Raw genomic sequence first — 24,784 nt, forward strand, 5'->3', positions numbered from 1 at the left:
GGACGCCCCAGGATGACTTTGGGCTGGAGCAAGCCTATTGAGGTGTATGCCGAGCATTTGGCTCGCTTGGCCCAACAGCCCGATTCAGTCCATTAACTTGATTGTTGCACTTGGACTTGAAACCGCCCTTGATAGTCAAGCGCAAATAGCTATACATTTAATAGCATAACTCTGACACTGCTACCGGTCCCGGCGCTCCATGCGCCGATTCAGGTTCAGCGCGCCCAGCGTGCAGGCCACGCCCGACAGTAAATACACCGTGACCGCCAGCAGCCCGAACTGGGCCGACAGGTACAAGGCCACCAGCGGTGCAAACGCGGCGCCAATGATCCAGGCAAGGTCTGCCGAGAGAGCGGCGCCCGTGTAGCGGTATTGGGGCGAAAAATTGGCCGTGACCGTGCCCGAAGCCTGGCCATACGACAAGCCCAGCAGCACAAAACCCAGCAGCAGGAACATGGTGCTGCCCACCTCGCCCGAGTTGAGCAGCACGGGGGCCATGAAGCTGAACACGCCGATCAACACCGCCATGCCGCCCAGCAGCTTGCGGCGGCCCAGGTGGTCCGACAGCCAGCCAGACACCATGATGGCCCCCGCTGCCAGGAAGGCGCCTACGATCTGCACGCCCAGAATCTGGGTCACCGGCTGGTCCGAATACAGCGTGATCCAAGACAACGGGAACACCGTGACCAGGTGGAACAGCGCAAAGCTCGCCAGCGCGGCAAAAGCACCCAGCACCACATTGCTGCCTTCGTCACGTATCACACGGCTCACAGGCACGGGCTGCAGTTCACGCTCTTGCAGCAGCTCGGCGTATGACTGCCCCACCACCAGGCGCAGGCGGGCAAACAGGGCCACCACGTTCACGGCAAAGGCCACGAAGAAGGGATAACGCCAGCCCCAGGCCAGAAATTCCTGCACGCTGAGGCTGCTGTACAGATAGGCAAACAGACCCGCCGCCAGCACAAACCCGACCGGCGCGCCCAACTGTCCGATCATGGCAAACCAGCCCCGCCGTTCCTTGGGCGCCGACATGGCCAGCAGCGACGGCAGACCGTCCCACGAACCGCCGAGCGCCAGACCCTGGCCAATGCGCAGGATCAGAAGCGCCACCACGGCAGTCAGGCCCGCGTCCTTGTAGCCCGGCAAAAAGGCCATCCCCACCGTACACACGCCCAGCAGGAACAGTGCAATGGTCAGCTTGGTGCCCCGGCCCCAGCGCCGCTGGATGGCCATGGAAATGGCCGTGCCTACCGGGCGCACCACAAAAGCGACCGCCAGCAGCGCAAACGCCATCAGCGTGCCATCCAGGCGCGAGAGGAATGGAAAGAGGAAGGACGGGAAGACGAGAACGCAGGCGATCCCGAAAACGAAGAAGTCGAAATACTCGGACGAGCGTCCGATGATCACGCCCACAGCAATTTCGCTGGGGGTCACGTCTTCATGCGTATCAGCCCGCGAGAGAGAGGCGGGGCTTTCTTCAAAGCCGGCCGCAGGGTAAGTGGCAGAGGCGGGGCTGCTCATGAACAGGGCTCCTTGTCGTTGTTTGGATAAGACATTCTGGTTCTACACGCAAGTTTGATCTGGGACAAGTGCGGTTTCACTATGCCGTGTGCAGGACAACACCGCAGGGACCGGAAATGCACCAAAGTGGGGCGCATTACTTTGACCTTGGACAAAATGTCCAATGTACAAAAAAGCTAGGGCTATTACATTCGACGGCACTTCGTTATCCGCGTTTACCCTTAAACGCCTTGGTTGCGCCTGTCACATGTCCAAACTACCTTTACCTCGCGTGCCTGTCTGGCTCGCCGCCATGGCCGCCCTGGGCAGCCTGGCTGGCTGCAGCAAGGCGGTCGTCCTCAACCCCGCCGGCGACATCGCGGCCCAGCAAGGCCACATGGTCATCCAGGCCACGCTGCTGATGCTGATCATCATCGTTCCGGTGATTGCCCTCACCCTGTGGTTTGCCTGGAAGTACCGCCAGAACAACACTGCCAACACCGAGGCCGACTACGATCCCGACTGGCACCACTCCACCACGCTGGAGCTGGTGATCTGGACCGTGCCGCTCTTGATCGTCATCGCCCTCGGCGCCCTGACCTGGATCGGCACCCACAAGCTCGACCCCTACCGCCCGCTGGACCGCATCTCGGCCAGCAAACCGCTGGACGCCCAATCCACCCCCATGGAAGTGCAGGTGGTGGCCATGGACTGGAAGTGGCTGTTCTTCTACCCTGAGCTGGGCATTGCCACCGTGAATGAACTGGCTGCGCCGGTGGACCGCCCCATCCTGTTCAAGCTCACGGCCACGTCCACGATGAACGCGTTTTACGTGCCCGACCTCGCCGGCATGATCTACGCGATGCCCGGCATGCAGACCGAGCTGAACGCCGTGATCAACCAACCGGGCGTGTACAAGGGCATGTCCTCGCACTACAGCGGCGCTGGCTTCTCGGGCATGACGTTCAAGTTCCATGGCCTGAGCGACAGCGACTTCGCGCAGTGGGTGGCCAAGACCAAGTCCGAAGGCAAGCCACTTACACGCCAGGCCTACATGGACCTGGCCAAGCCCAGCGAGCGCGACCCCGTGCAGCGCTTTGCCAGCGTGGAAGAAGGCCTGTATGACAAGGTACTGAACCGCTGTGTCGAAGACGGCAAGATGTGCATGCACCACATGATGGCCATTGACGAGAACGGCGGTGACGCCTATGTGCGCGCCGTGGGCCTGAATCTGCCGCAGGACGTATGCACCTCGCAGAACGCCGCCCAGGTGGTGGCCAGCCTGGAAGCCCGCCACGCACCGCGCGCCAACTCCGCCCAATGATCCGCCCTTGATTTGCCATGTCGGCGCCCGTGCCAAGCGGGTGTTGGCATCTTCCAAAGACCTCTATGTCCTCCGCACCTGATACCGCATCCCATTGGGCCCTGGGCCGAATCACCTGGGATTCCATACCGATGGCGCACGAGCCCATCGTGCTCTGGACCTTTGTCGCCACCGTGCTGGGTGGCCTGGCCGTGATGGCCGCCATCACCAAATTCCGCCTGTGGGGCACGCTGTGGCGCGACTGGATCTGCAGCATCGACCACAAGCGCATCGGCATCATGTACATGATCCTCGGCCTCGTGATGCTGCTGCGCGGCTTTGCCGACGCCGTGATGATGCGCCTGCAGCAGGCCATGGCCTTTGGCGACAACATGGGCTACCTGCCGCCGCACCACTATGACCAGATCTTCACCGCCCACGGCGTGATCATGATCTTCTTCGTGGCGATGCCGCTGGTCACGGGCCTCATGAACTACCTCGTGCCGCTGCAGATCGGCGCGCGCGACGTGTCGTTCCCGTTCCTCAACAACTTCAGCTTCTGGATGACCACGGCAGGCGCGATCCTGGTGATGGTGTCGCTGTTTCTGGGCGAGTTCTCCACATCCGGCTGGCTGGCACTGTCCAACCTGGGGGCGCAGGACCCCGGCGTGGGGCTCGACTACTACATCTGGGCCCTGCAGATTGCGGGGGTGGGCACCACGCTCTCGGGCATCAACCTGATCGTCACCATCATCAAGATGCGCGCACCCGGCATGAACCTGATGCGCATGCCCGTCTTCACCTGGACTGCCCTGTGCACCAACGCGCTGATCGTGGCCTCGTTCCCGGTGCTGACGGCAGCGCTCGTGCTGATGTCGCTGGACCGCTATGTCGGCACCAACTTCTTCACGAACGACCTGGGCGGCAACGCCATGCTGTACGTGAACCTGATCTGGATCTGGGGCCACCCCGAGGTCTACATCCTGATCCTGCCGTGCTTCGGCATCTTCTCTGAAGTGGTGGCCACGTTCTGCAAGAAGCGGCTGTTCGGCTACACCTCCATGGTCTACGCCACGGTGGTGATCACCATCCTGTCGTACCTGGTGTGGCTGCACCACTTCTTCACCATGGGCTCCGGTGCCAGCGTGAACACGTTTTTTGGCATCACGACGATGATCATCTCGATCCCCACGGGCGCGAAGATCTTCAACTGGCTGTTCACCATGTACAAGGGCCGCATCCGCTTCGAGCTGCCCATGATGTGGACCGTGGCCTTCATGGTGACCTTTGCCATTGGCGGCATGACCGGCGTGCTGCTGGCCGTGCCCCCGGCCGACTTCGTGCTGCACAACAGCCTGTTCCTGATCGCCCACTTCCACAACGTGATCATCGGTGGCGTGCTGTTCGGGCTGTTCGCCGGCATCAACTACTGGTATCCCAAGGCCTTTGGCTACAAGCTCGACCGCACCTGGGGCGTGCGTTCCTTCTGGCTGTGGGTGGTGGGCTTCTGGGTGGCGTTCGGCCCGCTGTATGTGCTGGGCCTGATGGGTGTCACGCGCCGTGCCAACCATTTTGAAGACCCGTCGCTGCAGATCTGGTTCGTGATCGCCGCCATCGGCGCCGCAATGATTGCTGCGGGCATCGCCTGCTTCCTGATCCAGATCGTGGTGAGCTACCTCAAGCGCGACCAGCTGCGCGACCACACGGGCGACCCGTGGGATGCGCGCACGCTCGAATGGGCCACCTCGTCGCCCCCGCCCGACTACAACTTTGCCTTCACCCCTGTCGTGCATGAAATCGATGCGTGGTGGGACATGAAGAAGCATGGGTACAAGCGCCCGCTCGGCGGCTTTGCGCCCATCCACATGCCTGCCAACACCGGCTCGGGCGCGGTCATCTCGGCCTTGTCGCTGGTCTTTGGCTTCGCGCTGATCTGGCACATGTGGTTGCTTGCGGGCGTTTCGTTCGCGGCGCTGCTGCTGGCTTCGATCATCCACACGTTCAACTACAAGCGTGACTTCTACATCCCGGCGTCCCAAGTCGCCGCCACCGAAGAAGCCCGCACACTCCAACTGGCACGCCATGTCTGAACTCCGCCTCAACGCTGGCGCCGCCGCAGGCGCCCTTGCCCCGCGCGACTACCACCTTGCGCACGAGCCCCATCCCGAAAACGGCACCGCACTGGGCTTCTGGCTCTACCTGATGAGCGACTGCCTCATCTTTGCCGCCCTGTTTGCCACCTATGGCGTGCTGGGCCGCAGCTATGCGGCCGGCCCCACCGGTGCGCAGCTGTTCGACCTGACGCTGGTGGCCATCAACACGGCCTTCCTGCTGCTGTCGTCCATCACCTTCGGTTTTGCCATGCTGCGCAAGCAGCAAAAGGATGTGAAAGGCACGCTGCTGTGGCTGGCCGTCACCGGCTTCTTCGGCCTGTGCTTCCTGGGCCTCGAACTCTATGAGTTTGCCCACCTGATCCACCAGGGTGCCACGCCCCAGCGCAGCGCCTTCCTGTCGGCCTTCTTCACGCTGGTGGGCACCCACGGCCTGCACGTGACCTTTGGTCTGATCTGGCTGGTGGTGCTGATGGTGCAGATCGGCAAACACGGCCTGATCCCTGCCAACACCCGCCGCCTGATGTGCCTGTCGATGTTCTGGCACTTTCTGGACGTGGTCTGGATTGGCGTCTTCACCTTTGTGTACCTGATGGGAGTGCTGTAACTATGAGCGCACAACACACAACACACGCACACGGCGCGCATGACCATGGCGGCCACGACCACCACGGCGACGCGGAACCGCACAGCAGCCTGCGCGACTACACGATCGGCTTCGTGCTCTCGGTCATCCTCACGGCCATTCCCTTCTGGCTCGTCATGGCCAAGGTCATCGCCGACCGCAACACCGCCGTGCTGGTGCTGGGCGGCTTCGCCGTGATCCAGATCCTGGTGCACATGGTGTATTTCCTGCACATGAACGGCAAGGTCGAAGGCGGCTGGACCATGCTGTCCACCATCTTCACCGTGGTGTTCGTAGCCATTGCCATTGCGGGCACGCTGTGGGTCATGTTCCACATGAACGCGAACATGATGCCCGAGCACCCCACCCCCACGCCCGCAACGCATGAGGCGCCGGGCCACTCGACGCCCTGATGCCATTCCACCCCACAGCCCCGGTCCCCCAGTCCCGGCGGCTTCGCCAGGCGGTGCTCGCAGTTGTGGGCATCGCCTTGTTTTTGGGCTTTATCGCGCTGGGTACCTGGCAGGTGCAGCGCCGCGCATGGAAGCTCGCGTTGATCGAGCGCGTCGATCAACGCGTGCACGCTGCTCCTGTACCCCTGCCCTCCCGCCCAGAGTGGCCCCAGGTGAGTGCGGCCAGCCACGAATACCTGCCCGTCACCGCGCAGGGCCGGTGGCTGCCCGAGAAAACCGTGCTTACCCAGGCCCTGACCGAGCTGGGCTCGGGCTTCTGGGTGATGACGCCCTTGCAGCTGGATGATGGCGCGCAGGTGCTGGTGAACCGGGGTTTTGTGCCGCAGGAGCAGCGCGCCCAATGGCTGGCAAAGCCTATGCCCGCCTCCATCCCCCCTACCTCCACCACCGCGACTGTCCAGGGCCTGCTGCGCATGAGCGAGCCTGACGGTGGTTTTCTGCGCACCAATGCCCCGGCTGAGCAGCGCTGGTACTCGCGCGACATTGCGGCCATCGGCCATTGGCTGCAGTTGCCCGAGACTGCCCCCTTCTTCATCGATGCGGGGTTGCCTCCCGTACCAGGCGCCGCTGCGCCCCCGGCAGCGGACACCAGTTGGCCGCGCGCTGGCATGACGGTGATCCGTTTCCATAACAGCCACCTGGTCTACGCACTGACCTGGTACGGTCTGGCCCTCATGGTTGCGGGTGCTGGCTGGTATGTGGCACGCTACGAGCGCCGCCTGCGCGGCTTTGCGCGCCCTGCCACCACCTTCGCCCCTGATGACACCTCTTCGTCCTGATACTGCGACCGCCGCGCCGCAGCGCAACGCACGCTCGGCCGATGCCGCCGCAGGCATCAAGAACCTGCAGCAGCTGATCGAGCTACGCTGGATTGCCGTGGTCGGCCAGGTGTTCACCATCGAGATGGCGCACTACAGCCTGAACCTCACGCTGCCTGTGCGCGAGATGCTGCTGGTGGTGGGCTGCCTGGCGGTGTTCAACGTAGTGAGCCTGCTGCGGCTGCGCACCGGTGTGATGGTGCGCAATGTGGAGCTTTTTCTGGCCCTGCTGATCGATGTGGCCGTGCTCACAGTGCAGCTGTACCTGAGCGGGGGCACCAGCAACCCATTCGTCTTCCTGTACCTGCTGCAGATCACGCTGGGGGCCGTGCTGCTGCGCGGCGCCTACATCTGGTCCATCGTGATCATCACGCTGCTGTGTTTTGGCGTGCTGGCCACACACCACCTGCCCCTGGAGTTGCCGCAGGACCTGCACCAGGGCCTGTCGAGCCTTTACGTGATCGGGTTGCTGGTGTGCTTTGTGCTCAACGCCACGCTGGTGGTGGTCTTCATCACCCGCATCAACCTGAACCTGCGTGAACGCGATGCGCGCCTGGCCGCAGCACGCCGCCGCCGCGTGGAAGAAGAGCACATCGTGCGCATGGGCCTGCTGGCCTCAGGCGCGGCCCACGAGCTGGGCACGCCGCTGTCCACGCTGGCCGTGATCCTGGGGGACTGGCAGCATGACAAGCAGCTGGCGGCCTACCCAGCGCTGAAGGAAGACATCGACGAAATGCAGGCCCAGGTGCAGCGCTGCAAGAGCATCGTGAGCGGCATCCTGCTTTCGGCCGGAGAGACACGCGGCGAAGCCTCCATGCAGACCACCGTGCGCACCTTTGTGGATGCCCTGGCCGAAGAATGGCGCAGCACCCGGTCGATGCCGCAGTTCATCTACGACAACGACTTTGGCGCGGATACGCCCATGGTGTCTGACACCACGCTCCAGCAGATGGTATTCAATGTGCTGGACAATGCACGCGATGCTTCGCCCGGCTGGGTGCGCCTGGCCGTCACCCGCAACGCCGATGCACTGCGCATCACGGTGACCGACGCAGGGCCGGGCTTTGCCCCCGACATGCTGGCCAAGCTGGGCACGCCCTACCAGTCCTCCAAAAACCGCCCGGGCGGTGGGCTGGGCCTGTACCTTGTGCTCAACGTGGCACGCACGCTGGGTGGCAGCGTGGCGGCACGTAACCGCCCCGAAGGGGGTGCCGAAGTAACCATCGAACTGCCACTGGCGGCGATCGCACTGCCTGAAGCCAAAGCCTGAAGCCATGAGCCCTACCGACGACGAAGAACGAGAACAAGCGCAACCACTGCTGCTCATCGTGGAAGACGACGAGGCCTTTGCCCGCACGCTCGCCCGTTCGTTCGAACGGCGCGGCTACCGCGTGCTGCAGGCTGCCAGCCTGCCCGAGGTCGAAACGCTGCTCGCACAACACACGCCCGGCTTTGCGGTGGTGGACCTCAAGCTAAAGGGCGAAGCCTCGGGCCTGGCCTGCGTGCAAAAGCTGCATGCCGTCAGCGAAGACATGCTGATCGTGGTGCTGACCGGCTTTGCCAGCATCGCCACCGCCGTGGAGGCCGTGAAACTGGGCGCCTGCCACTACCTCGCCAAGCCGTCCAATACCGACGATATCGAGGCCGCTTTTGGCCTGAAGGCGGGCAACACCGAAGTGGAGCTGACCAACCGCTCCAGTTCCATCAAGACGCTGGAATGGGAGCGCATCAACGAGGTGCTGGCAGAAACCGGCTTCAATCTCTCGGAAGCGGCAAGGCGCCTGGGCATGCACCGCCGCACCCTGACCCGCAAGCTGGAAAAGAAACAGGTTCGTTAGGCGGGCACCGGAACCAGGGCTCAATATTTCAAGAATAATTGGCCGCTAGGGATTCTCTGCACGAATACCGCTGCGATGTGATTGCGCGGAAGGCTGAAGCCCAGACAATAGTCGCATGAAGCAAAGCAGCCTAGGCCTGAGCAACACAGTCAAGCGCACGCGCAAGCGCGAGTTCCTGGACGCCATGGAACTGGTGGTGCCCTGGGCTGAACTGGTCTCGCTCATAGAGCCGTACGCGCCCGAAGCCGGACGCCGGGGTCAGCAGCCCTTTGCAGTGCAGACCCTGCTGCGCATTCACTTCATGCAGCAATGGTTCAAGCTCAGCGACCCAGCCATGGAAGAAGCGCTGCACGACGTGCCAGCCTTTCGGGACTTTGCGGGCCTGACCCACTGGGACGAGCACATCCCCAGTGAATCGAGCATCCTGCGGTTTAGACACCTTCTGGAACGCCACAAGCTGGCCGATCAGATCCTGGCCACGGTCAATGCGCTGCTGCAGGCCAAAGGGCTGCAGCTCAAAGCAGGCACAGTGGTGGATGCCACGCTGATTGCCGCACCCACTTCCACCAAGAACCAAAGCGGCGAGCGCGACCCAGAGATGCACCAAAGCAAGAAGGGCAACCAGTGGTACTTCGGTATGAAAGCCCACATTGGCGTGGATGCGGACTCGGGCCTGGTGCACACGGTGCGAGGCACTAGCGGCAACGTAGGTGACGTGATCGAAGCCAACAGCCTATTGCACGGGCAGGAGACAGACGCATTTGGAGATGCGGGCTACCAAGGCGTGCACAAACGGCCTGATGCCAAGCCAACCGTGCGCTGGCACGTAGCCATGCGTCCAGGATTGCGCCGGGAGTTGGACAAGGACAAGCCTCTTGAGGCGCTGATCGATCAACTGGAGCGCACCAAGGCCAGCATCCGGGCCAAGGTGGAGCACCCGTTTCGAGTGCTCAAGCAGCAGTTTGGGTACGTGAAGGTACGCTACCGGGGGCTCAAGAAGAACACGGCACAGCTCGTCACTCTATTTGCGCTGTCAAACCTGTGGATGGCGAGGCACAAGTTGATGGCTTGTATGGGGCAGGTGCGTCTGCAAGGGGCGTAATGCCCCCGCGAAGCCGGGCAATTGCCCTCGCGCAGTGCCTGCTGGGCGTGCCCAATTACCCAAAGCGGGTGCTGTTTTAGTTCGGGCGTCGCTACGGCACAGCCAGAACCGATTCGTGAAGAGCTTCCCTAGCGCTTAAAGGGCGTCATTGTTAGCTATATTTTTTATAGCAAAACCCTGTGAAGCGCCAATCAACTGCCTCGGCATCCTCCCAAGGCACCTTTCGCTTGAGGTCTGGCCTCACATCAGCGCTGGCGCTGCACCAGCCAGTGCTCCGCCTCCTGCTGCTTTCCAAACCGCGCCCAATCCAGCGCATTCTTGCCATGCGGGTCTTTGCGCCAAAGGTCCACACCCCGCACCTCCAACCACTCCAGCGTCTGGATGCGCCCTTTGGCAGCAGCCAGCATCGCTGGCGTCTCGCCCCGGCTTGCGGGCGCGGGCTCGTCCAGGGGCTGTCCCTGTTCGGCCAGCCACTGCAAACAAGGCACACAACCACTTTGCGCTGCCATATGCGCCGGGCCCCAGTCCCACCGGTTGCGGGCCGCCAGGCTGGCCCCGGCCTGCACCAGGCGTTGGGCGGCAGCGAGGTGGCCGCCATAGAAGGCGCGCAACAACGCAGTGTCGCCACGCTCGCTGTCTTTGTGTGTCTGGCGAAGGTCGGGCTGGGCACCTGCCTGCAACAGCAGCTCGATGTGTTCCAGCTGCCCCCGGTGGGCCGCCAGCATGAGCACGGACGAGCCGCTGGGCGCGAGCAGGTTGGGGTTGGCGCCCGCTGCCAGGGCTGCGCCCAGGGCCCGGGCATCACCGGCGTCCTGCGCGTCGAGCAGCGCGTCGTCCGCTGCAGAATACGACGCAGGTGGCTGTACGGCGGCGGCGACGGGCGCAGCCGATGGCCCGGGCAGAGCCGGGCGCACCAGGCCGACAAGGGACGGCCCCCAGATCCACCAGGCCAGAGCACCTGCCAGCAGCAGCAATCCCCAGGCCGGGCGCGAATGCGCGGCGCGGGCAGGCCGCTGTGCGCCAGGGCTGAAATGGCCCCGACGGTGCGACCAGGCCCGCGCGATGGATTGGCCCAACGCAGTGGCAGCCCCTTCGCCACTGACGCCGGGGGTCAACCGAACCAGGGTGCCATCGCGCTCGCGCGCATAGACAGCGAAATAAGGGGTCTCGCTGGCGCCGCTGCCGGTGGAATACAGCAGCTTGTGCACCAAGCTCTGGCTGGCCTGTCCGGGCAGGGCGTCTGCCCGCGACCACAGCGCAGAGTAGCGGCGCACGGTGATGCCCTCATCCCGCACAGACAGAGTCCAGCGGCAGGTGACAGCCTGCAGGACAAAGGCGACCAGCAGCCACCAGGCGCCGGTGGCCACAAAGAATGGTGGCAATGCGATGCCGCCAGAGCCGAAACGGCCGTTCACGAAGGCCTCCGCCACAAGACCCGCCAGCACCAGGCCTGCAGCCCAGCGCCAGCCGCGACGGCTGAATTCAAACTGCCACGCATGCGGGGTCTCCAGCAGCGTAACGGAAGCGGGCAGGAGCAAGGCGCCCTCACCATCCACGCCCGCTTCTCCTTCTCCGTGGGCCGGATCAGCGGGCGCGATGGGGGTCACTTTCTTCCAGATAGCGCGCCGGTCAAAGCGATCGGCCTGCTCGTGACCAAACGCCTGTGGGGCTGCCTGCACGGGCACGTCGTAGGTCAGCTCTACATCCCCGCCCGGGGTGCGCAGCAACTCCAGCCGCCAGTCCACACGTTCACCAGAGCGCTGCGCGCCGTGCGGGGGCGCGTCGGGTGGCAGGTCAAAACGGGCCGTCAGCCGCAGTCCGCCATCGGCCGTGGGCTGCACGCGCGCGGTTTCAGAGAAAGACTCCACACAACGCTCCGGCGAACCGGAGCTCGATTCATCCACCCGGTACTGGGCCAGGCGCAGTTGCAACTGCTGGCCCTGCTGGTAGGCGGCGGCACGCTCGGGCAGGAGCAGTGTCATCTCGACCGGGTGGCCCGCACGCGGGACTGTGGGCAGTGCGGTCAGCTCTGCGCCCGCGTAGCGCCAGGCCATGTGGGTATGGCGCACCGACAGGGCCACCAGCCCCAGGCCGATCACCACGAAGAGGGAGATGAAGGCCTTGGCAAACCAGGGGGCGCTGGATTGGGTCCACAGCAGGGCTGCCATAGGGAACGCAATACCGCACCAGAAGATGGTGAAAAACCAGATGGCACCCACCGAAGTGCCGGAAGCGCCCTTCGCGAACAAGCTGGTGGGCGAGGAGCCCGGCTGCAGGCCGCCGCTGCCAGCTTCCGGCGATGCCCCACCAGCCCTGACCAGACCCAGCAGGGTGTGCAGAAAAAACCAGGCCGCCACCAGCCCCACCAAGGTAAAAACCAGGGCAAACGGAATGCGGAAAATCTGCAGCGACCAGCGGATGGAGGGATCGATAAGCGACTGCGACGGATCGCTGGGATTGACCAGGACCGTGATGCCCTGCCCCCGTGCCTGCGCGCTCTGAAGACGCCCCGCCCACTGCCGTGGCCAGTCGTCGATGTTGTCGCTGTTGCCCCGCGCGTCCAGGCCGACGCGGGTACCTTCGTAGGCCTTACCCGCCACCTGGTAGCGGTAGCGAGCCTGCACTTCGTAAGTGGGGCCCTCACTGCCTTGGTGTGTCTTGAGTTCAGCCGACAGGAGTTCGGCCTGCACAGGGTGCCAGCTGCGCACCTGCAGGGCCATTTGCAGCGTGTGGGCCAACGGTTTGAGCCCCGCGTAGTACCCACCCAGCCCAAAGCCCAGCGCGAAGACCGCGCTGAACAGCAGCGCCCCGATGCGTGCCCCTAGGCTGCTGGTCTTGCCGACATTGTTTCCCTCTTGGCCCATGGATGTCCCTCCATTTTTTGTTGTTTTATGGCTGGAGCATAGCGACGGAATCATGACATTTGCGTGACAACTCCGCATGCGTTGCGTGGCACGGTGTGGCATTGGCGTGGTGACTGCGTGGGCTGCAACCGCCATCCAGCGCCATAAAAAAAGCGGCTCCATGGAGCCGCTTTTTGCTGGTCTATCCATCCCCGAGGGGAAGGATCAGGCGGTCACGCCGTCTGCCACTTCCTTGAACTCGGCGATCTGGTCGAAGTTCATGTACTTGTAGATCTTGTCGCCGTTCTGGTTGATGACACCGATGTCTGCCAGGTACTCTTCCTTGGAAGGAATGCGACCCAGCTTGGAGCAGATGGCCGACAGTTCGGCCGAGCCCAGGTACACATTGGTGTTCTTGCCCAGACGGTTGGGGAAGTTGCGCGTGCTGGTGGACATCACGGTAGCACCTTCCTTCACCTGCGCCTGGTTGCCCATGCACAGCGAGCAGCCGGGCATTTCCATGCGGGCACCGGCCGCGCCGAACACGCCATAGTGGCCTTCTTCGGTGAGCTGGTGCGCGTCCATCTTCGTGGGCGGGGCCATCCACAGCTTGACGGGGATGTCCTTCTTGCCTTCGAGCAGCTTGGAGGCTGCACGGAAGTGGCCGATGTTGGTCATGCACGAGCCGATGAACACTTCGTCGATGGCAGCACCCGCCACGTCCGACAGCGTCTTGGCGTCGTCGGGATCGTTGGGGCAGCACACGATGGGTTCGGTGATTTCGGCCAGGTCGATCTCGATGACGGCCGCGTACTCGGCATCTTCATCAGGTGCCAGCAGCTGGGGGTTGGCCAGCCAGGCTTCCATGGCCTTGATACGGCGGCCGATGGTGCGTGCGTCGGCATAGCCCTGGGCGATCATGTTCTTGAGCAGCACGATGTTCGAGTTGATGTACTCGATCACGGGTTCCTTGTTCAGGCGCACCGTGCAGCCAGCGGCAGAGCGCTCGGCCGAGGCGTCAGACAGTTCGAACGCTTGCTCGACCTTCATGTCAGGCAGGCCTTCGATTTCCAGGATGCGGCCCGAGAAGATGTTCTTCTTGCCCTGCTTGGCCACTGTCAGCAGGCCTTGCTTGATGGCGTACAGCGGAATCGCGTGCACCAGGTCACGCAGCGTGACGCCGGGCTGCATCTGGCCCTTGAAGCGCACCAGCACCGATTCAGGCATATCCAGGGGCATCACGCCCGTGGCTGCGGCGAACGCCACCAGGCCCGAACCTGCAGGGAAGCTGATGCCGATAGGGAAACGCGTGTGCGAGTCGCCGCCCGTGCCCACGGTGTCGGGCAGCAGCATGCGGTTGAGCCAGCTGTGGATGATGCCGTCGCCAGGCTTGAGCGAGATGCCCCCGCGCGTGCTGATGAAGTCAGGCAGCTCGTGGTGCATCTTCACGTCCACGGGCTTGGGGTACGCAGCCGTGTGGCAGAAGGACTGCATCACCAGATCGGAGCTGAAGCCCAGGCAGGCCAGGTCCTTGAGTTCATCGCGGGTCATGGGGCCGGTGGTGTCCTGCGAGCCCACCGAGGTCATGCGGGGTTCGCAGTAGGTGCCGGGCACCACACCCAGGCCTTCAGGCAGTCCGCAGGCGCGGCCGACCATCTTCTGGGCCAGCGTGAAACCCTTGCCGGTGGCGGCAGGCACTTGCGGCAGGCGGAACAGCGTGGAAGGCGGCAGGCCCAGGGCTTCGCGGGCCTTGGCAGTCAAGCCACGGCCAATGATCAGCGGAATGCGGCCACCGGCACGCACTTCGTCGAACAGGACTTCGCTCTTGACTTCGAATTCGGCAATCACGTTACCGTCCTTGAGCGCCTTGCCAGCGTAGGGCAGCAGTTCGATCTCGTCGCCCATGTGCATCTGGCTCACGTCCAGTTCGATGGGCAGTGCACCAGCGTCTTCCATGGTGTTGTAGAAGATGGGCGCAATCTTGCTGCCCAGGCACACGCCGCCGAAGCGCTTGTTGGGCACGAAAGGGATGTCTTCGCCCGTGAACCACAGCACGCTGTTGGTGGCGGACTTGCGGCTCGAACCCGTGCCGACCACGTCGCCCACGTAGGCCACCAGGTTGCCACGCGCGCGCAGGTCTTCGATGAACTTCACCGGGCCGCGCTTGCCGTCTTCTTCGGGCGTGATGCCGTCGCGCTTGTTCTTGAGCATGGCCAGCGCGTGCAGCGGGATGTCGGGGCGGCTCCACGCGTCAGGTGCGGGCGACAGGTCGTCGGTATTGGTTTCGCCAGTGACCTTGAGCACGGTGAGCTTGATGCTCTGGGGCACTTCGGGGCGGCTGGTGAACCACTCGGCATCGGCCCAGCTTTGCAACACGGCCTTGGCGAAGGTGTTGCCCTTGTCGGCCTTTTCCTTGACGTCATGGAACTGATCGAACATCAAGAGCGTCTTCTTGAGCGCTTCAGCGGCGACGGAGGCCACCGCAGCGTCGTCCAGCAGGTCGATCAGGGGGGTGAGGTTGTAGCCGCCCAGCATGGTGCCCAAAAGCTGCGTGGCGCGCTCGCGGCCAATCAGCGTGCACACCTCAGTACCGTGCGCCACGGCAGCCAGGTAGCTGGCCTTGACCTTGGCGGCGTCGTCCACACCGGCAGGCACGCGGTGCGTGATCAGGTCCACCAGCGTGGCTTCTTCGCCAGCAGGGGGGTTCTTGAGTAGCTCGATCAGCTCGCCCGTCTGCTTGGCGGTCAGCGGCAGGGGCGGGATGCCGAGGGCGGCGCGCTCGGCCACGTGGTCACGGTAGGCTTTCAACATCATTTTTCTCCGGTTGCGTTCTAAAGTGGGGCGGCGTGCAGCGCGGCGGCGTTTTTCGATAGCCAGGGCGCCTGCATGCGCGGGGTCGTGCGGTTTTCTTCTCTGTGGCGCTGCGCTGGTGAAGGGCTTACTTCAGGGGTTCCAGCACACTCACGGGCGGGTTTTTCTTGATGGCCTCGGCCACCACCACCTGCTGCGGGCTCATGCATTCGTCGGCCAGGCGTTGACCCAGTTTCTGGTTCATCAGCATGGACTTGTTGGCGATCTGCAGCCAGACGGCGCCACCCTTCTGGTCTTCCAGGCGCACCGTGCCCGTGGTGGTAGCGACGGGGGCCATGAAGTACTTGAAGCCCTTGCCTTCCACATGGAAGTGGCCTGGGCTCGCGGGTTCGGCGGTCACGGTGACAAAGGCACCGAGTTCGCAGGGAATGCGGCCCACGTGCACACGTTCGGCAATGGCCAGTTCTTCGGGGGACAGCGCGGCTTCGGCAGCAATGATGCCGGTGGCCACCTGGTTCGCCGCGCTCTTGAGCTGGCTGCGGCTGCTGGTGCCTTCGGTTTTGGCCACCGAAGACTTCTTGGCGGCAGGCGCCTTGTCCGCAGCCTTGGCAGACTTCGTATCGGACTTGGCAGCGGGCTTTGCTGCAGGTTTGGCGACAGCCTTGGTCTCGGGTTTGGCTTCGGTCTTGGCAGGGGTTTGCGCCAGGGCGAGGGCTGGAGCCAGCAGCATCAGGGCAGAGGCGATAAAGGATTTCATGGGAGGTCCTGCGTGGAAAAATTCAGGAATGTTCACAACGGAACGGAGGCCGACGCGCCAAACCAATGGCGCACGGCAAGAGGAAGTGTGCGCCCGGTACGGTGGGCGCGCTCCAGCACCTGCCAGTAAAAGCGATAGCTGGCGCGGTCGTGCAACGTGCCTTCAAAACTGATGGGAGCCCAATCAGAATCTTCGGCAGCAGCTATTATTTTTGAAGCAACTTCAATGTCATCCTGCTGAGGCGCAAACGCCTGCAGGATGGGTCGGATCTGTGCGGGATGGATGCTCCACATGCGGGTATAGCCCAGTTCGCGCGCGGCACGGCTGGCGGCGCCTTGCATGGCCACCGTATCGGCGAACTCCGTCACCACACAGTGCGATGGCACCTTGCCGTGGGCATGGCAGGCAGCAGCAATCTCCAGCTTGGCGCGCACCACCAGTGGGTGCGAAAACTGCCCCGTCGAAGTCATGCCATGCGCAGGGATGGCGCCACCATGGGCCGACACAAAATCCATGAGGCCAAAACTAAGGCTCTGCACGCGCGGGTGGGCTGCGATCTCAAAAGCACGGTGCACCGCAGCAGGGGATTCGATGAGGACATGGATCGGTACCGGGGCGGCAGAGGCTTTCTCCAGCGCCCGCTCCGCTGCCAGTACGTCGTCCACAGATTCCACCTTGGGAACCATGACGTGGCTGAGCCGATGGCCTGCTTCGCCCGCTATCGTGGCGACATCGTTGGCGAATGCCGGGTGGTCCACAGCGTGGACCCGGGCGGCCACGCGGGCACCGGGTGCAGCGCCCACGGCCAGACGGGCAACCAGCCGGGCGTGGTCGGCTTCAAGGCCGACGGGGGCGCCGTCTTCGCAATCGAGGGTGACATCAAAGACGCAGGTACCGAACTCCTGCGTCATCTCGGCCTGCAGCTGCAGGCTCTTGCGCATGCGTGCTTCGACGCCGCTGTAGTGGTCACAGACCGGCAGGGAGCCTGTCTGCGCCTGGGCGCCCAGCAACACATCGCGTGGATGGGATGGCGCAGCGCCCTGCCCCTGCGCGGGGACCCGGGCGGCCCGAAGGCCCGATGCCTGTGGCGTCGGCTGCATGGCGCTCACCTGGTTTACAGCAGGTGCTTGACGCCGTCTTGCTCGCCTTGCAGCTCAGCCAGCGTGATGTTGATGCGCTCTTGCGAGAACGCGTCGATTTCCAGACCTTCAACGATCTTGTACTCGCCGTTTTCGCACGTCACGGGGAAACCGAACATGGTGTCCTTGGGGATGCCGTACTGGCCGTCCGAAGGAATGCCCATGGTGACCCACTTGCCGTTGGTGCCCAGGGCCCAGTCACGCATGTGGTCGATGGCGGCGTTGGCAGCCGAAGCAGCCGACGACAGGCCACGCGCTTCGATGATGGCAGCGCCGCGCTTGCCCACGGTGGGCAGGAAGGTGTTGGCGTTCCATTCCTGGTCGTTGATCATCTTGGCGACGCTTTCACCGTTGATGGTGGCGAAGCGGTAGTCGGCGTACATCGTGGGCGAATGGTTGCCCCAGACGGTCAGCTTTTCGATGTCCGCCACGGCCTTGCCGGTCTTGGCAGCGATCTGGCTGGCAGCGCGGTTGTGGTCCAAGCGCAGCATGGCGGTGAAGTTCTTGCGTGGCAGGTCAGGGGCCGACTTCATGGCGATGTAGGCGTTGGTGTTGGCAGGGTTGCCGACAACCAGCACCTTCACGTTGCGCGAAGCCACGGCATTCAGGGCCTTGCCCTGTGCCGTGAAGATGGCGCCGTTGACAGCCAGCAGTTCGGCGCGTTCCATGCCCGGGCCACGGGGGCGCGAGCCGACCAACAGGGCGTAGTCGGCGTCCTTGAAAGCGGTCATGGGGTCGCTGTGGGCTTCCATGCCCACCAGCAGGGGGAACGCGCAATCGTCGAGTTCCATCATGACGCCCTTGAGCGCCTTCTGGGGGCCTTCGACAGGCACTTCGAGCAATTGCAGGATGACGGGCTGGTCCTTGCCCAGCATTTCGCCGGAGGCGATGCGGAACAGAAGGGCGTAACCAATTTGACCAGCGGCACCGGTGACGGCGACGCGAACAGGCTTCTTGCTCATGGTGAAAACTCCAGGGAAGTGAGGAAAACAGGTGTGAGTGCAACGCAAGCACCAGCGCCTGTTACCAGCAGCCCGTGCCCCGCAAAACAGCCTTGGAGTGTACCGCTGATTGGACACCTCGGTCAATTTGTCTTATGTCTTATATAAGATATGATTAACACCCTGACACAGTCCGCGTATCACTTCGTGTGCGGCCCGCCCTTCTCCCGATCGCCATGTCCTCGCTTCCGCTCAACGCCGACAACCCTGCGCAGCCTTTGGCAGGCACAGGCTCTGCCACGCCCGCGTTCAGCCCGCTGTACCAGCAGATCAAAGGGCTCATCCTGCAAAGTCTGCAACAGGGCGAGTGGAAACCGGGCGAATCCATCCCCAGCGAGATGGAGCTGGCTGCACGCTTTCGCGTGAGCCAGGGCACGGTGCGCAAGGCCATTGACGAGCTGGCGGCCGAAAACCTCGTGATGCGGCGCCAGGGCAAGGGTACCTTTGTGGCCACCCATGCCGAGCAGCATGTGCAGTACCGTTTTCTCAAGCTCATGCCCGACACGGGAGACGTCCGCGTGGAGGGCCCTGCACAGCGCAAGGTGATCGATTGTCGGCGTGTGCGTGCCAGCGCTGACGTTGCGCGCGCACTGGCACTGCGCAGCGCCGACCCGGTGGTCCAGGCGCGGCGAGTCCTGTCATTCGCAGGCGTACCCACCATCCTGGAAGACATCTGGCTGCCCGGCCAAGCTTTCAAAGGACTGACGGCCGAACAGTTGGCCAACTACCAAGGCCCTACTTACGCCATGTTTGAACTCGACTTCGGCGTACGCATGGTACGTGCCGAGGAGAAAATACGTGCCGTACTGCCCGATGCCGACCAGGCGGCGATGCTGCAGATCCCACAGGCCACGCCGCTGCTGAGCGTGGAGCGCATCGCCTACACCTACAACGACGTTCCGATGGAGTTACGGCGCGGCCTGTACCTGACCGACACGCACCATTACCGTAACGAACTGAGCTGACACCACCCTGGCAACTGAGCGGAAACGTAGAACATTCGGGCTGGAGCAAACCCTTCTTGTTGCGTTGCAATAGAATTTTGCGTTCTTTGCATCTTCAAATTACAAAGCAGTTACATCCACGAAAGCACACAACATGACAGAACTCGCCAAAAAACGGCCTGAATTCCGCAACATCAATGCCTTCAAGGACCTGACCACCTACCGCATGACTCCTGCCGCGTGGGTTTCGATCCTGCACCGCGGCAGCGGGCTGATCATGTTCCTGCTGCTGCCCTTCATCATCTGGATGTTCGACACCTCGGTGTCGTCTGAAATCTCGTTCGCCCGGTTCTCGGCGGCTTTCAACATCGGCATTGGCTTCGCGCCCGGCTGGTTCATCAAACTGGTGGCCCTGGCACTGATCTGGGCCTACCTGCACCACTTCACCGCCGGCCTGCGCCACCTGTGGATGGACGTGAGCCACAGCGCCGTGAACAAGGAATTCGGCAAGTCCTCGGCCTTTGCCGTCCTGGCCATCAGCATCACGCTGACCCTGGTGCTGGGCGCCAAGCTTTTCGGCCTGTACTGATCGATCAACCCCAAAAAGCGGCGGCTGCTGCCAGGCAGTGCCCGCCGAAGAACGAGAGGAAATTCCCATGTCCGTCAATTACGGTTCCAAGCGCGTCGTCGTCGGCGCCCACTATGGCCTGCGCGACTGGCTCAGCCAGCGCGTCACGGCAGTCCTGATGGCCCTGTTCACCCTGGCACTGCTGGCCCAGGTGATCTTCTCCAAAGGCCCCATCGGCTACGACAAATGGGCCGGTATCTTCTCGGCCCAGTGGATGAAGGTGCTGACCTTCTCCGTGATCGTTGCACTGGCTTGGCACGCCTGGATCGGCCTGCGTGAAGTCTTGATGGACTACATCAAGCCCGTGGGCCTGCGCCTGGCACTGCAGGTGTTCAGCATCGTCTGGCTGGTCGGCTGTGCCGGCTGGGGTATCCAGGTTTTGTGGCGTCTCTGATTGATCCCCGCGACTGAAGGCAAAAAATAATGAGCTACACCAACGCTAACATCACCCGCCGCAAGTTCGATGTCGTCATCGTCGGCGCAGGCGGCTCCGGCATGCGTGCCGCGCTTGAACTCTCCCGCGCAGGCCTGAACGTGGCCTCGCTGTCCAAGGTTTTCCCCACCCGTTCGCACACCGTGGCTGCACAAGGCGGCGTGAGCGCATCGCTGGGCAACATGTCCGAAGACAACTGGCACTACCACTTCTACGACACCATCAAGGGCTCCGACTGGCTGGGCGACCAGGACGCCATCGAGTTCATGTGCCGCGAAGCACCCAAGGTGGTGTATGAGCTGGAACACTTCGGCATGCCGTTCGACCGCAACCCCGACGGCACCATCTACCAGCGCCCCTTTGGCGGCCACACCGCCAACTATGGCGAAAAGCCCGTGCAACGCGCCTGCGCCGCAGCCGACCGCACTGGCCACGCCATGCTGCACACGCTGTACCAGCAGAACGTGAAGGCCAAGACCAACTTCTTCGTCGAATGGATGGCGCTGGACTTGGTCCGCGACGCCGACGGTGACGTGGTGGGCGTGACCGCCCTGGAAATGGAAACCGGCGACCTGTACATCCTGGAAGCCAAGACCGTGCTGCTGGCCACCGGCGGTGCAGGTCGCATCTTTGCGGCATCGACCAACGCCTTCATCAACACCGGTGACGGCCTGGGCATGGCGGCACGTGCTGGCATTGCGCTGCAGGACATGGAGTTCTGGCAGTTCCACCCCACCGGCGTGGCCGGCGCCGGCGTGCTGCTGACCGAAGGCTGCCGTGGCGAAGGCGCTATTTTGCTCAACAGCAACGGCGAGCGCTTCATGGAGCGTTATGCGCCCACCATGAAGGACCTGGCCCCGCGCGACTTCGTGTCCCGCTGCATGGACCAGGAAATCAAGGAAGGTCGCGGCTGCGGTCCCAACAAGGACTACATCCTGCTCAAGCTGGACCACCTGGGTGCCGACACCATCCACAAGCGCCTGCCCTCGGTGTATGAGATCGGCGTCAATTTCGCCAACGTGGACATCACCAAGGAACCGATTCCTGTGGTGCCCACCATCCACTACCAGATGGGTGGCGTGCCTACCAACATCAACGGCCAGGTGGTTGCACAAGCCAACGGCATCAATAACGAAGTGGTCAACGGCCTGTACGCCGTGGGCGAATGCGCCTGCGTGTCGGTGCACGGCGCCAACCGCCTGGGCACCAACTCGCTGCTGGACCTGCTGGTGTTTGGCAAGGCGGCTGGCCGCCACATCGTCGAGTTCAACAACAAGAACAAGGAGCACAAGCCCCTGCCCAAGGATGCGGCCGACCGCACCCTGGAGCGCTTGAACCAGCTCGACAAGTCGAACGAAGGCATCTACGCGCAAAACCTGGCAGGCGACATCCGCTCCACCATGCAGCAGCATGCCGGCGTGTTCCGCACCCAGGCCAGCATGGACGAAGGCGTAAAGAAGATCGCCGAGATCCGCAGCCGCGTGGCCAACGTGACGCTGAAGGACAAGTCCAAGGTGTTCAACACCGCCCGCATCGAAGCGCTGGAAGTGGACAACCTGATCGAAGTGGCGCAGGCCACCATGGTGTCGGCCGCCGCCCGCAAGGAATGCCGTGGCGCCCACACCGTGTACGACTACGAGCACCCTGCCGACCACGCCGAGTTCCCCTTGGGCCGCAATGACCAGGAGTGGATGAAGCACACCCTGTGGTACAGCGAAGGCAACCGCCTCGCCTACAAGCCGGTCAACCTCAAGCCCCTGACGGTGGACAGCGTGCCCCCCAAGGTCCGTACGTTCTAAACAGTAGCCCCACGAGAGAAGAACCATGCAAAAGCGCACATTCCAAATCTACCGCTACGACCCGGACAAGGACGCCAAGCCTTACATGCAGACCATCGAGATCGAACTCGACGGCCATGAACGCATGCTGCTGGACGCCCTGATGAAGCTCAAGGAGCAGGACCCCACGCTGTCGTTCCGCCGCTCGTGCCGTGAAGGCGTCTGTGGCTCCGACGCGATGAACATCAATGGCAAGAACGGCCTAGCGTGCCTGACGAACATGAATACCCTGAAGGGCACGATTGTTCTCAAGCCCCTGCCCGGCCTGCCAGTGATCCGCGACCTGATCGTGGACATGACGCAGTTCTTCAAGCAGTACAACTCGATCAAGCCCTACCTGATCAACGAGCAGATTCCACCCGACCGCGAGCGCCTGCAGTCTCCCGAAGAGCGTGAAGAGCTCAACGGCCTGTACGAGTGCATCCTGTGTGCCAGCTGCTCCACGAGCTGCCCCAGCTTCTGGTGGAACCCCGACAAGTTCGTGGGCCCTGCCGGACTGCTGCAGGCCTACCGCTTCATCGCCGACAGCCGCGATGACGCCACCGGCCAGCGCCTCGATAACCTCGAAGACCCGTACCGCCTGTTCCGTTGCCACACCATCATGAACTGCGTGGACGTGTGCCCCAAGGGCCTGAACCCCACGAAGGCCATCGGCAAGATCAAGGAACTGATGGTGCGTCGCGCCATCTGACCGGGGCCCAGGACCGCCATGGGTGCAACCGCCACCACCGCCCCCTCGGCAGCCTCGCCGCTGCTGACGGAACGCGAACTCAGCAAGCTGCACTGGCGCTGCCGGCGCGGCCTGCTGGAAAACGATCTGTTCATCGAACAGTTCTTCACCCGTTTCGAGCCTGAGCTGAACCAGCGCCACGCCCAGGGCCTTGCGGCCCTGATGGACCTCGCCGACAACGACCTCCTGGACCTGCTGCTTTGCCGCAAGGAACCCAGTGAGACGCTGGATGCGCCCGAGGTGCATGAAGTGCTGGGCATGCTGCGGGAAAGCGGCGGCACCCCCGTGCTGGGCACCTGACGAGCGGGTTTTCTCGCTCTGAAAAGATCCCAGCCCCACCAGACCGGATGATCATCGGCAAACCTAAGGAAAGTAACAATGAAGCTAGCTGACAACAAAGCCACCCTGTCGTTCAGTAACGGCGGTCCCAGCGTGGACCTGCCGGTCTACCAGGGCACCATTGGCCCGGATGTCATCGACATCCGCAAGCTGTATGCGCAGACGGGCATGTTCACCTATGACCCAGGCTTCCTGTCCACGGCAGCCACCCAGTCGGCCATCACCTACATTGACGGCGACAAGGGCGAACTGCTGTACCGCGGCTACCCCATTGAGCAGCTGGCTGAAAACTGCGACTTCCTGGAAACCTGCCACCTGCTGCTGTACGGCGACCTGCCCAACGAAGCGCAGAAGACCGACTTCACGAGCCGCGTGACCAACCACACCATGGTCAACGAGCAGATGCAGTTCTTCCTGCGTGGCTTCCGCCGTGACGCGCACCCCATGGCCGTGCTGACCGGCCTGGTGGGCGCCCTGTCGGCCTTCTACCACGACAGCACGGACATCAACAATCCGCAGCACCGTGAGATCGCCGCCATCCGCCTGATCGCCAAGATGCCCACGCTGGTCGCCATGGCCTACAAGTACGGCATGGGCCAGCCCTACATGTACCCGCAGAACAACCTCTCGTATGCAGGCAACTTCCTGCGCATGATGTTCGGTACGCCCTGCGAAGAGTACAAGGTCAACCCCGTGCTGGAACGCGCGCTCGACCGCATCTTCATCCTGCACGCAGACCACGAGCAGAACGCTTCGACCTCCACCGTGCGCCTGTGCGGCTCGTCGGGCACCAACCCGTTTGCGGCTATCGCGGCGGGCGTGGCCTGCCTGTGGGGCCCTGCCCACGGCGGCGCCAACGAAGCAGCACTGAACATGCTGTACGACATCCAGGCCCAAGGCGGCGTGGAAAAGATCGGCGACTTCATCAAGCAGGTCAAGGACAAGAACTCCGGCGTCAAGCTCATGGGCTTTGGCCACCGCGTGTACAAGAACTACGACCCCCGCGCCAAGCTCATGCAAGAGACTTGCAATGAAGTGCTGGCCGAGCTGGGCCTGGAAAACGACCCGCTGTTCAAGCTGGCCAAGGAACTGGAAAAGATCGCCCTGGAAGACGACTACTTCGTGCAGCGCAAGCTCTACCCGAACGTGGACTTCTACTCCGGCATCGTGCAGCGCGCCATCGGCATTCCTGTGAACCTGTTCACCGGCATCTTCAGCCTGGCCCGCACCGTGGGCTGGATCGCCCAGCTCAACGAAATGATCGGCGACCCCGAGTACAAGATCGGCCGCCCCCGCCAGCTGTTCACCGGCTCCGAGCGCCGCGACGTGCCACCACTGGCCAAGCGTTGACCGGTACGGCGCCCCGCGCGCCGTCCACCCCCTCCCGAAGCCCGCAGGCAGTGCCTGCGGGCTTTTTTCATGGGCGCCCCACACAGGCCAAGCCGTGCCGGATACACATACTCCCCCCTAGTTAAAAGGCTTTTTGACGACCTAGCGCACGACCAGTATGGGGCTATCTTTTATACTGCTACCCAGTACAAAGGCAGCCCC

Annotated in this window: 21 protein-coding genes; 15 read left to right on the forward strand and 6 right to left on the reverse strand. The window is 63.1% G+C overall.

Going from position 1 to position 24,784, the window contains the following annotated elements:
- Nucleotides 1–180: 180 nt before the first annotated feature.
- Nucleotides 181–1,521 (reverse strand): MFS transporter, encoded by a 1,341-nt coding sequence (locus NFX52_RS21355; protein ID WP_055402920.1) that lies wholly within the window; start codon nt 1,519–1,521, stop codon nt 181–183.
- Between the two features lie 247 nt (nt 1,522–1,768).
- On the opposite strand from NFX52_RS21355, the gene cyoA reads away from it, so the two are divergent.
- The 8 genes from cyoA (at nt 1,769) to NFX52_RS21395 (ending at nt 9,770) form a co-directional block, all read left to right on the forward strand.
- On the forward strand, nt 1,769–2,824 hold the full coding sequence (cyoA, locus tag NFX52_RS21360) for a ubiquinol oxidase subunit II (RefSeq protein ID WP_055402918.1): 1,056 nt from the start codon (nt 1,769–1,771) through the stop codon (nt 2,822–2,824).
- A gap of 65 nt (nt 2,825–2,889) precedes the next feature.
- Entirely contained in the window at nt 2,890–4,893 is a 2,004-nt protein-coding gene (cyoB, locus tag NFX52_RS21365) for a cytochrome o ubiquinol oxidase subunit I (RefSeq protein WP_055402916.1), read from the forward strand.
- Entirely contained in the window at nt 4,886–5,521 is a 636-nt protein-coding gene (gene cyoC, locus NFX52_RS21370; protein WP_055402914.1) for a cytochrome o ubiquinol oxidase subunit III, read from the forward strand. The genes cyoB and cyoC overlap by 8 nt, the downstream gene beginning before the upstream one ends.
- Nucleotides 5,522–5,523: 2 nt before the next feature.
- Nucleotides 5,524–5,952, forward strand: coding sequence for a cytochrome o ubiquinol oxidase subunit IV (cyoD, locus tag NFX52_RS21375; RefSeq protein WP_055402912.1), 429 nt, complete (start codon nt 5,524–5,526; stop codon nt 5,950–5,952).
- Nucleotides 5,952–6,791, forward strand: coding sequence for an SURF1 family protein (locus tag NFX52_RS21380; RefSeq protein WP_252635807.1), 840 nt, complete (start codon nt 5,952–5,954; stop codon nt 6,789–6,791). The genes cyoD and NFX52_RS21380 overlap by 1 nt, the downstream gene beginning before the upstream one ends.
- On the forward strand, nt 6,772–8,100 hold the full coding sequence (locus NFX52_RS21385) for an ATP-binding protein (protein ID WP_055393148.1): 1,329 nt from the start codon (nt 6,772–6,774) through the stop codon (nt 8,098–8,100). The genes NFX52_RS21380 and NFX52_RS21385 overlap by 20 nt, the downstream gene beginning before the upstream one ends.
- Before the next feature lie 4 nt (nt 8,101–8,104).
- Complete coding sequence (locus tag NFX52_RS21390) at nt 8,105–8,668, forward strand: response regulator transcription factor (protein WP_055393147.1); 564 nt, start codon at nt 8,105–8,107, stop codon at nt 8,666–8,668.
- 115 nt (nt 8,669–8,783) lie between these two features.
- Entirely contained in the window at nt 8,784–9,770 is a 987-nt protein-coding gene (locus tag NFX52_RS21395; protein ID WP_055393145.1) for an IS5 family transposase, read from the forward strand.
- 245 nt (nt 9,771–10,015) lie between these two features.
- On the opposite strand, the gene NFX52_RS21400 is transcribed toward NFX52_RS21395, so the two are convergent.
- The 5 genes from NFX52_RS21400 to NFX52_RS21420 form a co-directional block, all read right to left on the reverse strand.
- Entirely contained in the window at nt 10,016–12,634 is a 2,619-nt protein-coding gene (locus tag NFX52_RS21400; RefSeq protein WP_055393143.1) for an ankyrin repeat domain-containing protein, read from the reverse strand.
- Nucleotides 12,635–12,838: 204 nt separating this feature from the next.
- On the reverse strand, nt 12,839–15,424 hold the full coding sequence (acnB, locus tag NFX52_RS21405) for a bifunctional aconitate hydratase 2/2-methylisocitrate dehydratase (protein ID WP_055393150.1): 2,586 nt from the start codon (nt 15,422–15,424) through the stop codon (nt 12,839–12,841).
- A 127-nt stretch (nt 15,425–15,551) separates the two neighbouring features.
- A complete protein-coding gene (locus NFX52_RS21410; protein ID WP_055393141.1) occupies nt 15,552–16,181 on the reverse strand; it encodes a hypothetical protein in 630 nt (209 codons plus the stop codon).
- Nucleotides 16,182–16,213: 32 nt separating this feature from the next.
- Nucleotides 16,214–17,281, reverse strand: coding sequence for an HpcH/HpaI aldolase/citrate lyase family protein (locus tag NFX52_RS21415; protein ID WP_238385444.1), 1,068 nt, complete (start codon nt 17,279–17,281; stop codon nt 16,214–16,216).
- A gap of 14 nt (nt 17,282–17,295) precedes the next feature.
- Nucleotides 17,296–18,282, reverse strand: a complete 987-nt coding sequence (locus NFX52_RS21420) for a malate dehydrogenase (protein WP_055393136.1) — start codon at nt 18,280–18,282, stop codon at nt 17,296–17,298.
- 215 nt (nt 18,283–18,497) lie between these two features.
- Here NFX52_RS21420 and NFX52_RS21425 point away from each other — a divergent pair, with 215 nt between their 5' ends.
- The 7 genes from NFX52_RS21425 (at nt 18,498) to NFX52_RS21455 (ending at nt 24,583) form a co-directional block, all read left to right on the forward strand.
- Entirely contained in the window at nt 18,498–19,286 is a 789-nt protein-coding gene (locus NFX52_RS21425) for a GntR family transcriptional regulator (RefSeq protein ID WP_055393133.1), read from the forward strand.
- A gap of 133 nt (nt 19,287–19,419) precedes the next feature.
- Nucleotides 19,420–19,854 carry a succinate dehydrogenase, cytochrome b556 subunit gene (gene sdhC, locus NFX52_RS21430; RefSeq protein ID WP_055393132.1) on the forward strand — a complete coding sequence of 145 codons (435 nt, stop codon included), beginning with the start codon at nt 19,420–19,422 and terminating at the stop codon, nt 19,852–19,854.
- Nucleotides 19,855–19,921: 67 nt separating this feature from the next.
- Complete coding sequence (sdhD, locus tag NFX52_RS21435) at nt 19,922–20,287, forward strand: succinate dehydrogenase, hydrophobic membrane anchor protein (protein ID WP_055393129.1); 366 nt, start codon at nt 19,922–19,924, stop codon at nt 20,285–20,287.
- Between the two features lie 29 nt (nt 20,288–20,316).
- Nucleotides 20,317–22,125: a succinate dehydrogenase flavoprotein subunit gene (gene sdhA / locus NFX52_RS21440; protein WP_055393127.1), complete on the forward strand. Its 1,809-nt coding sequence runs from the start codon at nt 20,317–20,319 to the stop codon at nt 22,123–22,125.
- Between the two features lie 25 nt (nt 22,126–22,150).
- Nucleotides 22,151–22,855 carry a succinate dehydrogenase iron-sulfur subunit gene (locus tag NFX52_RS21445; protein ID WP_055393124.1) on the forward strand — a complete coding sequence of 235 codons (705 nt, stop codon included), beginning with the start codon at nt 22,151–22,153 and terminating at the stop codon, nt 22,853–22,855.
- A gap of 18 nt (nt 22,856–22,873) precedes the next feature.
- Nucleotides 22,874–23,194 (forward strand): FAD assembly factor SdhE, encoded by a 321-nt coding sequence (locus NFX52_RS21450; RefSeq protein ID WP_055393121.1) that lies wholly within the window; start codon nt 22,874–22,876, stop codon nt 23,192–23,194.
- A 78-nt stretch (nt 23,195–23,272) separates the two neighbouring features.
- Nucleotides 23,273–24,583, forward strand: coding sequence for a citrate synthase (locus tag NFX52_RS21455; RefSeq protein ID WP_055393119.1), 1,311 nt, complete (start codon nt 23,273–23,275; stop codon nt 24,581–24,583).
- The last annotated feature ends 201 nt before the right edge of the window (nt 24,584–24,784 follow it).

Origin of the sequence: Acidovorax facilis (assembly GCF_023913775.1) — a bacterium.
GTDB classification, from domain to species: Bacteria; Pseudomonadota; Gammaproteobacteria; order Burkholderiales; family Burkholderiaceae_C; genus Acidovorax; species Acidovorax facilis.